This window comes from Lacrimispora sp. (assembly GCF_031982545.1).
Lineage (GTDB): Bacteria > Bacillota > Clostridia > Lachnospirales > Lachnospiraceae > Lacrimispora.
In genome coordinates this window covers 48655-61653 of the sequence record NZ_DALYXB010000001.1, presented here as the reverse complement: position 1 = coordinate 61653, position 12999 = coordinate 48655, and the positions used below count along the sequence as shown (strand labels likewise).

The following is a 12999-nucleotide window of genomic DNA, read 5'->3' as shown; positions in this document are numbered from 1 at the left end:
TAGCTTCGGAACTGGAAAGCTGAAGTTTTATGATACAGTAAGCTTTCACGAGTGGTCCCGTTAAAGGCCGTAAAGATATGGCAGAGTCTGCCATAATAAAGGTGGTACCGCGTTTATACGCCCTTTGTGTCTTCGGATGCAGAGGGCTTTTTGTTTTCCCAAATAACGAGCTGACAAAAGGAGTAGATTATGAAAGAGTTGGAAAAAACCTATGATCCGTCAGGGATTGAAGGCAAACTTTATCAGAAATGGCTGGACAAAAAGTATTTCCATGCCAAACCAAATAAGGATAAGAAACCATTTACCATTGTAATGCCCCCACCCAATATTACCGGTCATCTTCATATGGGTCATGCCCTTGATAATACCATGCAGGATATTCTGATCCGCTATAAGAGGATGCAGGGCTTTGAGGCTTTATGGCAGCCGGGAACGGATCATGCAGCCATTGCCACAGAAGTAAAAGTAATTGAAAGCTTAAGAGCCCAGGGAATTGAGAAAGCAGATTTGGGACGGGATGGCTTTTTGGAAAAATGCTGGGACTGGAGAAAAGATTACGGAAGCAAAATTATTAACCAGCTTCACAAGATGGGATCTTCCGCTGACTGGGACAGAGAGCGTTTTACAATGGATGAGGGATGCTCCGAGGCAGTACAGGAAGTTTTCATCCGGCTGCACAAAAAAGGTTTTATCTATAAGGGTTCCAGGATTGTAAACTGGTGTCCTGTGTGCCAGACTTCTATTTCTGATGCAGAGGTAGAGCATGAAGACCAGAATGGCTTTTTCTGGCATATAAACTACCCCATTGCCGGTGAAGAAGGCAGATTTGTGGAAATTGCAACCACCAGACCGGAAACCCTCTTAGGCGATACGGCAGTTGCAGTCAATCCCGATGATGAGCGTTATCAGGACATCATCGGTAAGATGTTAACACTCCCACTGACTGGAAGAGAGATTCCAGTCATTGCAGATTCCTATGTTGACAAAGAATTTGGGACTGGATGCGTTAAGATCACACCGGCTCATGACCCCAACGACTTTGAAGTGGGAAGAAGACATCAGCTGCCGGAACTGACAATTATGAACGATGATGCTACCATATCTCTTGCAGGAAGCAAGTATAACGGCATGGAACGTTATGAAGCCAGAAAGGCAATTGTAAAAGACTTAGAGGAACTGGGACTTTTGGTTAAGGTAGTTCCCCATGCCCATGCAGTTGGTACCCATGACCGTTGTAAGACTACAGTAGAGCCAATGGTAAAGCAGCAGTGGTTCGTGAAGATGGAAGAGATGGCGAAACCAGCAATCGAAGCATTGAAAACTGGCAAGCTGAAATTCGTTCCGGAACGTTTTGATAAGATCTACCTTCACTGGCTGGAGAATATCCGGGACTGGTGTATCTCCAGACAGCTTTGGTGGGGTCACAGAATTCCGGCATATTATTGTGATGAGTGCCATGAAATTATTGTATCCAAAGATTCACCTGATGGTTGTCCAAAGTGCGGAGGTACTCACTTTACACAGGATGAAGATACCCTTGATACCTGGTTTTCCTCAGCACTCTGGCCATTCTCAACCCTTGGCTGGCCCGACAATACAGAGGATTTAAAATATTTTTATCCTACCAGTGTTCTTGTAACCGGCTATGATATCATTTTCTTCTGGGTTATCCGTATGGTATTCTCCGGAATTGAGCAGACAGGGGAGCTTCCATTCCATACCGTGCTGATTCATGGACTGATAAGAGATTCAGAGGGAAGAAAAATGAGTAAATCCCTGGGAAATGGGATTGATCCTCTGGAGGTTATCAATAAATACGGTGCAGACGCTCTCAGAATGACGCTGATTACCGGAAATGCCCCTGGAAATGATATGCGTTTTTACTGGGAGCGGGTAGAGGCAAGCAGAAACTTTGCCAATAAAGTCTGGAATGCTTCCCGTTTTATCATGATGAATATTGAAAAGGCTCCTGATGCAAAGGCAGAACTTTCTGAGCTTACCATGGCGGATAAATGGATCTTGTCAAAAGCCAATACCCTTGCCAGGGATGTGACAGAAAATCTGGATAAATATGAGCTTGGAATTGCTCTTTCCAAAGTTTATGATTTTATCTGGGAAGAATTCTGTGACTGGTATATCGAGATGGTGAAACCAAGGCTGTGGAATGAAGAAGACACCACAAAGAATGCTGCTGTATGGACCTTAAAAACTGTTTTAATTAACTCCCTGAAACTTCTTCACCCCTACATGCCGTTCTTGACGGAAGAGATTTTCTGTAATCTTCAGGAGGAAGAAGAGTCAATCATGATCTCAAACTGGCCGGAATACAGAGAAGAATATGCATTCGAAGCGGAAGAACTGGCAGTAGAAACCATTAAAGAGGCAGTAAGAGGAATCAGAAACGTCAGAACCTCCATGAATGTTCCTCCCAGCAAGAAAGCAAAGGTATATGTGGTTTCTGAGAACCAGGAAATGCTTGATATTTTTGAACACAGCAAAGTATTCTTTGCAACCCTTGGTTATGCAGGCGAGGTATTCATTCAAAAGGACAAGTCAGGAATCGGCGAGGATGCGGTTTCAGCAGTGATTCATCAGGCTGTCATCTATATGCCATTTGCAGAACTGGTTGATATTGAAAAAGAAATTGACCGTCTGAAGAAGGAAGAAGAACGTCTGGAAAAGGAATTGTCCCGTGTGCGTACCATGTTAAGCAACGAAAAATTCGTAAGCAAGGCGCCTGAGGCAAAAATCGAAGAAGAAAAAGCAAAACTTGAGAAATATGCTCAGATGATGGAACAGGTGAAGGAACGTCTTTCCCAGCTCTCTTAAAGCTTTAAAAAAATCGACAATTTAATTTTGTATGAAAAAACAGTCGAACACGGAAAATACTCGTGTCCGGCTGTTTTTTTGCTGTCCGGGATTGGTTTAGAATCATTCTCAGCCCTGCCGTTCATTTCCAAATAAGTGAGGGTAAGACAAAAATATCAGATTGGGACTGTAAAATACTGTCGGGAAGTGACACAGGGGGTTGGAAAAAGACGATGAAAAAGTGGAATTTTTTCCGTGGTTTTGACAAATTCTGAATGGATAACTGGCTATAATGTTCCTACAGGGCGGGAGGTGAACGCAGCAACGGAACTTAACCTGTACATAGATGTATTGTTCTTTATTAATTTTACCATGGATTTTCTGGTATTGTCTATCGTAAGACGGGCAATGAAGTACCGTCTGATCCGATGGAGGCTGATTCTGGGGGCAGTTTTAGGAGCAGTGTGGGCCGTGTTTGCCGCTGCTTTTCCATATTTGCCTGTTTTGTTTGAGATGGCAGTTACTTATCTGGGAGTCAGTACCCTGATGGTAATGACGGCTTTCGACTTAAAGAGACCCAAAGATATCGGAAAAGGATTAATAGCCCTTTATCTGGCTGCTGTGGCTGTAGGAGGAATTATGGAGTTCCTATATCAGCATACGAAGGCTGGCTATTATATAGAACAGATTCTTAGAGGAAATACAGGCAAGGCCATACCTTTTTACCAGTTGATTTTTTTGGGAGCCGGGTCCTATTTTGGAATCCGGGTCATGCTTCGATGGCTGCCGGGACTGTGGAAAGCAAAGAGTAATTTTTATGAAGTCACCATGCATTACAGAGGAAAGGAAAAGAAGGTGACTGCTCTTCTTGATACAGGAAACCGCCTTTATGAGCCGGTAAGCCGCCGCCCAGCCCATGTTGTGACCTACGAAGCCGTCCGGGAACTCTGTGAAAGCGTTTCAGAAGTGGTCTATATTCCATTTGGAAGCGTTGGAAAATCAAACGGAGTCATGCCCGGTATTTTTTTAGACGAGATGGAGGTACGTCAGGGAGATGATGTGAGAATAATTGAAAAGCCTCTGATTGCTGTCTGCAAAAAGGCCCTGTCCTCAAGCGGAGAGTATCAGATGCTGCTGCACGATGAGTGATTGTTTGATGTAAAGGAGAGAGTGTCGATATGATTATAAAAGTGTCTGTACCAAATCGTTTTCAGTTTAAAGCAATTCCTACATTCAGAACATTGATGATGCCGTCTCAGGGGGAAATCCATTACATTGGAGGTGCGGATATCCTGCCAGCGCCCCTGGATAATGAGAGAGAAGCTCAGATTATTGCACTTCTTGGAGGAGGAGACGATCAGAAAGCGAAATCAGAATTAATTGAACACAATCTCCGCCTGGTGGTATATATAGCTAAAAAATTTGATAATACGAGTGTTGGTGTGGAAGATTTAATTTCCATCGGTACCATCGGATTGATTAAAGCGATTAATACCTTTAACCCGACTAAAAATATAAAACTGGCTACTTATGCTTCCCGTTGCATTGAAAACGAAATACTCATGTATTTGAGAAGAAATAATAAGACAAAGATGGAAGTATCCATTGATGAGCCTTTGAATGTGGATTGGGATGGAAATGAGCTTCTTTTGTCCGATATTCTTGGCACAGATGAGGATGTAATATATAAAGACTTAGAAACAGAGGTGGAAAGAAACCTTCTTAACTCAGCAATCAGCCGTTTAAGCCCCAGAGAGCGCAAAATTGTGGAACTGCGGTTTGGTCTTTCCGATGAGGACGGGGAAGAGATGACCCAGAAGGAAGTGGCGGATTTACTTGGCATTTCCCAATCTTACATATCAAGACTTGAGAAAAAAATCATGAAGAGGCTGAAAAAAGAAATTGTGCGATTTGAATAAATGTGGTTAAAATAAGGAAAGACTCAAAAGGGTCTTTCTTTTTTTTTATAAACCTGAAACTTTTACTGCTTATCATTCGTCTAATAATTTAGAAGACGAAAAAGGAGGAAGAGATGAAACAAAAGATTGAAGAACAGGCAGAGAGTCTGATTCTTAACAATTATGAGAAATATTACAGGCTGGCATTCAGCTATGCAAAAAATGAATCCGACGCGTTGGACATTGTCCAGGAGAGCGCATATAAAGTGCTGAAAGATATAAGAAAGTTAAAAGACCAAAGCCTCCTTTCCACCTGGATTTACAGGATTGTAATCAATACTTCCATTGATTTTTTAAGAAAGCGGAACAATGAAACGGTAAGTATTTATGATTTGGAAATTCCTCATGAGGATCAGTATCAGGGTGATGATCCCAAAGAGATGATTGCGTTTCTAAATGAAGAGGAACGAACCATTGTCATATTGAAATTTTTTGAAGACTTTAAACTGGAAGAGATCGCAGATGCACTGAATATGAATGTCAATACGGTAAAAACCAGGTTGTACCGTGCACTGAAAAAGATCCGGGTTACACTGGAAACAGAACACGTCTGATTAAGAAAGGGGCTGAAAACTTGGAAGGCAAAGACAGACTGAATGAATTAAAAGAAGAATATTTTAGTATACCAGTGCCAGCAGCGGCATACGACTGCATGAAACAGGGAATCAAAAAGGCAAAGGAAGAAAAGAGAAGGAGAATCATTATGAGATCATTGAAAAGAACAGGGGCTGCAGCTGCAGCTGCATTACTTACCATTGGAGCTATGGCTAATTTAAGCTCTGTGACAGCAAGCGCCATGGAAGATATCCCTGTTTTGGGTGCAATAGCAAAAGTTGTGACATTCAGAACCTTTGAAGATGAAAAAGGAAATTACGATGCAAAGATAGATATTCCCAAGGTATCAATCGGAAACAATGACAGCGGTCAGGTAAACCATTCCATTGAAGATTATGCAAATCAGCTGATTAAAGAATATGAAAAGCAGGTGACGGCTGATCTGGCAGGTGACGGGCATTACTCCGTTACATCTTCCTATGAAGTAATAGCAGATAATGAAACGTATTTATCCCTTCGGATCAATACTACCGTTATTATGGCAAGCGGTGCAGAGTCTGTTAAAATATTTAACATTGATAAAAAAACAGGAAAAGAAGTCTCTCTTAAGGATTTACTGACTGATAAGCCGGGGTATCAGGAAGCCATAACGGAAAGTATTAAAACACAAATGAAAGACCAGGTGTCAAAGGATGATTCACTGACTTACTTTGTTAAGGAAAAAGACGGAGATGGATTTGACCGGATTACAGGAGAAGAGGATTTTTATTTTAATAAAAACGGAGAACTGGTCATTGTATTTGACGAGTATGAAGTAGCTCCCGGATATATGGGTTCTGTGGAATTTACCATTCCGAAATCTACAGTTGAATTTTAACTATGTAAGCTAAGCCTGCCTTTTAAAAAGGTGGGCTTATGCCGTGTGAGTCACGCATAGAGCTTTATGAAAGGTAATTCTTCATAGTTTTAAGAGCGTTTTTTTCCAGCCGGCTGACCTGAGCCTGACTGATATGGATCTCTTCCGCAACTTCCGTCTGGGTCTTGCCTTCAAAGAAACGCATATCAATAATATGCCGTTCCCTCTCTGGAAGTCTTCTCATGGCCTCGTTTAACGAGATGTCCTCTACCCAGTTTTCCTCCAGGTTTTTCTTATCACTGATCTGATCCATGACAAACAGAGGATCTCCCCCATCCGAGTAAACCGGTTCATATAAACTTACCGGGCTCTGAATCGCATCAAGCGCATAGGTAATATCTTCCTTGCTGACCCCGATTTCATCTGCAATTTCCATAAGTGTGGGTTCTTTTAAGTTCTTTTTCATCAGGTTTTCTTTGGCGTAGATTGCTTTATAAGCAGTATCACGCAGGGAACGGCTGACACGGATGGAGTTATTATCCCGAAGATAACGCCGTACCTCACCCAGAATCATAGGCACTGCATATGTGGAAAACCTTACATTCTGAGTGATATCAAAATTATCAATGGCCTTGATCAGGCCAATGCAGCCAATTTGAAACAAATCGTCCACATTTTCACTGCTGCCGGAAAAACGCTGTATTACACTGAGAACCAGTCTTAAGTTTCCCCTGATGTAATCTTCTCTGGCCTTTTTATCTCCGTTAAGTATCCGCTTGAAAAGAACTTCCTTCTCTTCGTTGCTCAGAAGAGGCAGTTTGGAAGTATTGACGCCGCAAATCTCTACTTTGTATCCAGACATATCTTTCCCTCCGCATCATTTAATCTCTTACATAGAAATGATGTACTTATTCGAGGGCTTTTATACGATCGCTGAATTAAAATTTATTTCCAGTTTTTGGGCGGATCTGTTTTACCTGTTTTTTTCGTATAAAATCTGCAGACCTTTTAACAGCAGAGCATCGTCATAGTGGATTTTGTGGCGGCAGAGAGAGACAACAGAAGAAGCCAGACCGCCAGTCGCCACAAGACTGGCTTCCATTTGAATTTCTTCCTGCATCCGGTCTATGATACCGTCAATCATGGCTGCGTTGCCGTACAGAATGCCGTTTTTCATGCTGTCAATGGTGTTTTTCCCAATAATTTTTCCGGGCTTATCCAAACCGATATAAGGAAGCTGGGCGGCCCGGCTGCTTAAGGAATCAAGAGAAACCCGAAGTCCGGGGAATATGATCCCACCGGTAAAATTCCCATGTTGATCGATGACGGATACGGTAGTGGCGGTTCCCATATCAATGACGATAATGGGAGGTGTAAAATCCTTTAACGCAGCAACTGCATCTACAATTAAGTCACTTCCTACCGACTTGGGATTATCCATTTTGATATTTAAACCGGTCTTCATTCCTGATCCTACGAGAAGAGGCGTGCTGCCTGTCAGTTTTCTGACTGCTGAAAGAATTACCTCTGTGAGTGGAGGAACAACGGAAGAGACAATGGATCCCTCTATTGAAGAAATTGAAAATCCGTTAAGATCCATAATATCCTTTATATTCACGGCATATTCCAGTTCTGTCTTTCTGTGATTGGTGTTGACCCGTTCAACAAAATATGTTTTGCTGCTGTCTATGCCTCCTATGACAATGTTACTGTTTCCAATATCGATGGCTAAAATCATGGAGAGAACTCCTTTCCAACTTTTTTTTCTTGTGTTATACTGTAGAGTATCATATTTTTAAATGAAAAACAACGGGAGGCGATTATGCTGATAGGAAAAAATATAATTCTGGGTGTTACAGGAAGCATCGCTGCTTATAAAACGGCGGGGCTTGCCAGCATGCTGGTGAAACAAGGCTGTAACGTCCATGTAATCATGACGGAGAATGCCACTAATTTTATAAATCCAATTACGTTTGAATCACTGACCGGCAATAAATGCCTGGTGGATACCTTTGACCGCAATTTTCAGTATCAGGTTGAACATGTTTCCATTGCCAAGTTAGCGGATGTGGTGATGATTGCTCCGGCCAGTGCCAACGTAATTGCAAAGCTTGCCCATGGTATGGCAGATGATATGCTTTCCACAACGGTTTTAGCATGTAAGTGTAAGAAGATCATTGCCCCTGCCATGAATACAAACATGTATGAAAATCCCATAGTACAGGATAATATAAGAATCTGCCAGTCCTATGACATGGAAGTGATTACTCCGGCGGTGGGCTATCTGGCATGCGGGGATGTCGGGGCAGGCAAGATGCCGGAGCCGGAGACTCTTTTTGAATACATTGAAAAAGAAGCAGCTTATGAAAAGGATCTGGAAGGAAAACGGATTCTTGTTACAGCAGGACCAACAAGAGAAGCACTGGATCCGGTTCGGTATCTCACTAATTTTTCCACTGGTAAGATGGGATATGCAATCGCCAGAGCTGCGGCTTTAAGAGGAGCCAGCGTCACACTGGTGACTGGAAAAACGGAGATTAAAAAACCTTCTTTTGTAAAAGTCATAGAGGTAGAAAGCGCTGCAGACATGTTTGAGGCTGTGACAAAAGAAGCCAGGGAACAGGATGCAGTGATCAAGGCCGCAGCAGTTGCGGATTATCGCCCCAAAGAGGTAAATACAGAAAAGACTAAGAAAAAAGATGGAGATTTAACTCTTTCGCTGGAACGGACGGAAGATATTTTAAAATGGCTTGGAGAACACAAAACGAAAGGCCAGTTTCTCTGCGGATTTTCCATGGAAACAGAGAATATGCTGGAAAATTCCAGGGAAAAATTAAACCGTAAAAAAATTGATATGATTGTAGCCAACAATCTAAAGGTGGAAGGCGCCGGATTCGGAACTGACACCAACGTAGTTACCATCATTACAAAGGACAGAGAGATTGCTCTGGAAAAGATGACAAAAGAAGAAGTAGCACACCGCCTTCTATCTGAGATTTTTTAGGCACAACAGGAAAAATTCCGTATTCCAACTGCCAGAGAGAATCTTGACTTATGGTTGGAATCATACTACAATAGACGAGACCCAGACGTATAATTGGAGGAATTATTTTTGTGAATATTGCAGAAGAAATAAAGAAGAGAAGAACATTTGCCATCATTTCCCATCCAGATGCGGGAAAGACCACACTGACAGAGAAGTTTCTTCTATATGGAGGAGCCATTAATTTAGCAGGCTCTGTAAAGGGAAGAAAGTCATCAAGGCATGCGGTTTCCGACTGGATGGAGATCGAAAAGGAAAGAGGTATTTCCGTAACCTCCTCCGTGCTACAGTTTAATTACGACGGATTTTGTATTAATATTTTGGACACCCCGGGACACCAGGATTTCTCTGAGGATACGTACCGTACTTTGATGGCGGCAGATTCTGCAGTCATGGTTATTGATGGTTCCAAGGGTGTGGAAGCACAGACGATTAAGCTTTTTAAAGTTTGTGTAATGAGGCATATACCTATTTTTACCTTTATAAATAAAATGGATCGGGAGGCAAGAGATCCCTTTGAGCTGATGGATGAGATTGAATCCGTTCTTGGTATCAGAACCTGCCCGGTGAACTGGCCTATTGGCTGCGGCAGAGAGTTTAAAGGTGTTTATGACAGATTTAAGGGTACAATTACCACCTTTAAGGCAGCCATGAATGGACAAAAAGAAGTAGAATCCACTGAAGTTCAGTTGGGAGACAGCCAGGTGGATGACTTAATCGGAGAATCCTTCCATAGACAGCTGATGGACGAGATTGAACTTCTTGACGGTGCCAGTGATGAACTGGATATGGAACGGGTTGGCAGAGGTGATTTATCTCCCGTATTTTTCGGCTCTGCGCTGACCAATTTCGGTGTTGAAACATTTTTACAACATTTTCTTCAGATGACCACTTCACCTCTTCCAAGACTGACCACCACAGGTGTGGTTGATCCTTTTGATGAGGATTTTTCTGCGTTTGTCTTTAAGATCCAGGCAAATATGAATAAGGCCCACAGAGACAGGATTGCTTTTATGAGAATCGTTTCCGGTAAGTTTGATGCCGGAATGGAAGTGAATCATGTTCAGGGAGGAAAAAAACTGCGATTATCCCAGCCACAGCAAATGATGGCCCAGGACAGAAAGATTATAGAAGAGGCATATGGCGGAGATATCATCGGTGTATTTGATCCAGGTATTTTCTCCATCGGAGATACCCTCTGCAAATCCAATGAAAAATATGAATTCGAAGGAATCCCTACTTTTGCACCGGAGCATTTTGCCAGAGTGCGTCAGATTGATACCATGAAGCGCAAGCAGTTTATTAAAGGTGTGAATCAGATCGCCCAGGAAGGTGCGATCCAGATTTTTCAGGAATTTAATACCGGAATGGAAGAGATCATTGTAGGTGTGGTGGGAGAACTGCAGTTTGAAGTTCTTACCTATCGTCTGGAGAATGAATACAACGTGGAAGTGAAGCTTGAAAAGCTGCCATATGAGCATATCCGCTGGATAGAAAACAGCGCGGAAGTTGATGTGGCGAAAATTCAGGGAACATCCGACATGAAACGTATTAAGGACTTAAAAGATAACCCACTTCTGCTTTTTGTAAACAGCTGGAGTGTCGGAATGGTACTGGACCGTAATCCGGATCTCAGACTTTCAGAATTCGGGCACAACTAATTAATCAGCAGAATCTGGTCATGTATAAAAACAAGGAGGCAGCAGACAATGAGTAGAATTGATGTAGTAAGACAGGCGATGGTAGAAGCGATGAAGGCAAAGGATAAGCAGAGAAAAGATGCATTATCCATGCTTCTTTCCGCTCTTAAGAATTTTGAGATTGATAAGAAAGACCATACGCCCATTACGGATGAAGAAGCAGATACAGTTGTGAAAAAGGAGCTGAGACAGACTCAGGAGACCTTTGAGCAGGCGCCGGCAGACCGTACTGACATAAAAGAAGAGGCTACTTTCAGAATAGCAGTATACAAAGAGTTCGCTCCAGAGGATATGGGTGTGGATCAGATTAAGGAGATCATAAGCGGTGTGCTTACAGAACTTGGAATTGAAACACCCACTGCTGCGGACAAGGGAAAGATCATGAAAGTTCTGATGCCTAAAGTTAAGGGAAAAGCAGATGGTAAGGTAGTGAACGAGACACTGGCTGCCATGATGAAATAAAAAGACAGTAAAGCAGAAAGGGGTGCGGATTTATGTATAAGAAAGAGATTGGCCAGTACATTGATTCTCATAAGGAGGAAATGATTGAAGATATCTGCAGGCTTTGCAGAATCAACAGTGAGAAGATGCCTTACAAAGAAGGGATGCCTTATGGTCCCGGAGCATTTCAGGCGCTGGAGGAAGCGCTTGATATCGCGGACTCTTATGGTTTTACCATTACCAATTATGATAACTATGTGGGAACAGCCGATTTAAATGATAAGGAACACCAGCTTGATATTCTGGCTCATCTGGATGTGGTGCCGGCAGGAGAAGGCTGGAAAGAGACAGAACCCTTTGAACCAGTTGTAAAAGGGGATAAATTATTCGGAAGAGGAACCTCCGATGATAAAGGACCTGCAATGGCAGCTCTTTATGCCATGCGTGCAGTGAAGGAATTAAACATACCGTTAAAGAAGAATGTACGCCTGATCCTTGGAACCGATGAAGAATGCGGCAGTTCCGATATTGCCCATTATTATTCCATCGAAAAGGAAGCACCCATGACATTTTCTCCAGACGGGGCATTTCCAGTTGTCAACACGGAAAAAGGCGGATTAAACGGACATTTTACAGCTGACTGGGAACCGTCGGATGCACTTCCAAAGCTTGTAAGCATCAAAGCAGGTGTTAAGGTAAATGTTGTGCCGGGTAAGGCCAATGCTTCTGTTGCCGGCCTGGACAAAGAGGTATTAACCAGTATCGCCTCAGAATGTGAGCAGGAGACCGGAGTTGGTTTTGAACTGGCTTTCGAGGGCGAACTGGCTCACATTACCGCTGTGGGAGAAAGTGCCCATGCCTCCACACCAAAAGAGGGCAATAATGCATTAACCGGTCTTTTGGTTTATTTAACAAGGCTTCCATTTGCAAAATGTCCTCAGATCACCATGATTGAACGCCTTCTTGAGCTGATTCCTCACGGTGACACAGAAGGGAAAGCTCTTGGCATTGCCATGAGTGATGAACTTTCAGGTGGATTAACGCTGGCATTCAGCCTATTAGAAGTGACACAGTCCGGCCTTTCCGGAACCTTTGACAGCCGCTGTCCTATCTGTGCAACAAAGGAAAATGTCCTTGATGTAGTGAAAAAGAATATGGAAGAAAAGGGATTTACCCTGCATAATGATTCCATGCGCCCGCCTCACCACGTAGACGGAAATTCAGATTTCGTAAAGACCCTCTTAAATGCCTATGAATCCTATACCGGTTTAAAGGGAGAGTGTATTTCCATGGGAGGTGGAACCTATGTTCATGAGTTGAATAACGGTGTCGCTTTTGGAGCCTCTTTGCCTGGAACGGATAACCGCATGCATGGAGCCGATGAATTTGCTGTCGTAGACGAACTGCTGGTGAGCGCAAAGATCTTTGCACAGGTAATAGTAGATCTCTGTTCATAAATAATAGTTCCGTATATCAAAAAAACTATTGACAAATGAGATAAGAGAGCGTAAAATACGCCTCATAAGGATATACCTACTATCTCTGTAGGATTTAGGGGAAAGGAGCGGCTGCCATGAGACAGTTAACAGCTATGCAGATGAATATGGATCAGATGAACGGCATGTGTATGATGATGTG

Annotated in this window: 11 protein-coding genes and 1 other annotated feature (1 of these 12 only partly in view); of the genes, 9 read left to right on the top strand and 2 right to left on the bottom strand. The window is 42.7% G+C overall.

Features of this window, described 5'->3' with window-relative positions; translation table 11 throughout:
• Positions 1 to 128, top strand: a binding site (T-box leader) (it extends 93 nt beyond the left edge of the window).
• A 61-nt stretch (positions 129 to 189) separates the two neighbouring features.
• The 5 genes from ABS301_RS00270 (at position 190) to rsiV (ending at position 6198) form a co-directional block, all read left to right on the top strand.
• Positions 190 to 2829 carry a valine--tRNA ligase gene (locus ABS301_RS00270; protein WP_349670287.1) on the top strand — a complete coding sequence of 880 codons (2640 nt, stop codon included), beginning with the start codon at positions 190 to 192 and terminating at the stop codon, positions 2827 to 2829.
• A 291-nt stretch (positions 2830 to 3120) separates the two neighbouring features.
• A complete protein-coding gene (locus ABS301_RS00265; protein WP_349670286.1) occupies positions 3121 to 3957 on the top strand; it encodes a sigma-E processing peptidase SpoIIGA in 837 nt (278 codons plus the stop codon).
• A gap of 29 nt (positions 3958 to 3986) precedes the next feature.
• A complete protein-coding gene (sigE, locus tag ABS301_RS00260) occupies positions 3987 to 4727 on the top strand; it encodes an RNA polymerase sporulation sigma factor SigE (RefSeq protein WP_349670285.1) in 741 nt (246 codons plus the stop codon).
• Positions 4728 to 4840: 113 nt separating this feature from the next.
• Positions 4841 to 5320, top strand: a complete 480-nt coding sequence (locus ABS301_RS00255) for an RNA polymerase sigma factor (protein ID WP_349670284.1) — start codon at positions 4841 to 4843, stop codon at positions 5318 to 5320.
• A gap of 20 nt (positions 5321 to 5340) precedes the next feature.
• The gene (gene rsiV / locus ABS301_RS00250; protein WP_349670283.1) at positions 5341 to 6198 is read left to right on the top strand and encodes an anti-sigma-V factor RsiV; all 858 of its coding nucleotides are present in this window, start codon (positions 5341 to 5343) and stop codon (positions 6196 to 6198) included.
• Between the two features lie 64 nt (positions 6199 to 6262).
• Here rsiV and sigG read toward each other — a convergent pair whose 3' ends face one another.
• Together sigG and ABS301_RS00240 are read right to left on the bottom strand one after the other, a co-directional pair.
• Positions 6263 to 7039 (bottom strand): RNA polymerase sporulation sigma factor SigG, encoded by a 777-nt coding sequence (sigG, locus tag ABS301_RS00245; protein WP_104439381.1) that lies wholly within the window; start codon positions 7037 to 7039, stop codon positions 6263 to 6265.
• Positions 7040 to 7150: 111 nt separating this feature from the next.
• Positions 7151 to 7915 (bottom strand): type III pantothenate kinase, encoded by a 765-nt coding sequence (locus tag ABS301_RS00240; protein WP_349670282.1) that lies wholly within the window; start codon positions 7913 to 7915, stop codon positions 7151 to 7153.
• Positions 7916 to 7999: 84 nt separating this feature from the next.
• Between ABS301_RS00240 and coaBC the strand changes: the two genes are divergently transcribed.
• From coaBC to pepV, 4 genes are all read left to right on the top strand, one after another.
• Positions 8000 to 9181 carry a bifunctional phosphopantothenoylcysteine decarboxylase/phosphopantothenate--cysteine ligase CoaBC gene (gene coaBC, locus ABS301_RS00235; RefSeq protein ID WP_349670281.1) on the top strand — a complete coding sequence of 394 codons (1182 nt, stop codon included), beginning with the start codon at positions 8000 to 8002 and terminating at the stop codon, positions 9179 to 9181.
• Between the two features lie 110 nt (positions 9182 to 9291).
• On the top strand, positions 9292 to 10881 hold the full coding sequence (locus tag ABS301_RS00230) for a peptide chain release factor 3 (RefSeq protein WP_349670280.1): 1590 nt from the start codon (positions 9292 to 9294) through the stop codon (positions 10879 to 10881).
• 48 nt (positions 10882 to 10929) lie between these two features.
• Complete coding sequence (locus ABS301_RS00225; RefSeq protein WP_349670279.1) at positions 10930 to 11382, top strand: GatB/YqeY domain-containing protein; 453 nt, start codon at positions 10930 to 10932, stop codon at positions 11380 to 11382.
• 32 nt (positions 11383 to 11414) lie between these two features.
• The gene (pepV, locus tag ABS301_RS00220) at positions 11415 to 12818 is read left to right on the top strand and encodes a dipeptidase PepV (RefSeq protein ID WP_349670278.1); all 1404 of its coding nucleotides are present in this window, start codon (positions 11415 to 11417) and stop codon (positions 12816 to 12818) included.
• Positions 12819 to 12999 lie beyond the last annotated feature (181 nt).

Excerpts from the sequence above, each read along its gene's own strand:
- ABS301_RS00255 (WP_349670284.1), top strand. The coding sequence starts at position 4,841 with ATGAAACAAAAGATTGAAGAACAGGCAGAGAGTCTGATTCTTAACAAT.
- sigE (WP_349670285.1), top strand. The coding sequence starts at position 3,987 with ATGATTATAAAAGTGTCTGTACCAAATCGTTTTCAGTTTAAAGCAATT.
- pepV (WP_349670278.1), top strand. The coding sequence starts at position 11,415 with ATGTATAAGAAAGAGATTGGCCAGTACATTGATTCTCATAAGGAGGAA.
- coaBC (WP_349670281.1), top strand. The coding sequence starts at position 8,000 with ATGCTGATAGGAAAAAATATAATTCTGGGTGTTACAGGAAGCATCGCT.
- ABS301_RS00270 (WP_349670287.1), top strand. The coding sequence starts at position 190 with ATGAAAGAGTTGGAAAAAACCTATGATCCGTCAGGGATTGAAGGCAAA.
- sigG (WP_104439381.1), bottom strand. The coding sequence starts at position 7,039 with ATGTCTGGATACAAAGTAGAGATTTGCGGCGTCAATACTTCCAAACTG.
- ABS301_RS00225 (WP_349670279.1), top strand. The coding sequence starts at position 10,930 with ATGAGTAGAATTGATGTAGTAAGACAGGCGATGGTAGAAGCGATGAAG.
- ABS301_RS00240 (WP_349670282.1), bottom strand. The coding sequence starts at position 7,915 with ATGATTTTAGCCATCGATATTGGAAACAGTAACATTGTCATAGGAGGC.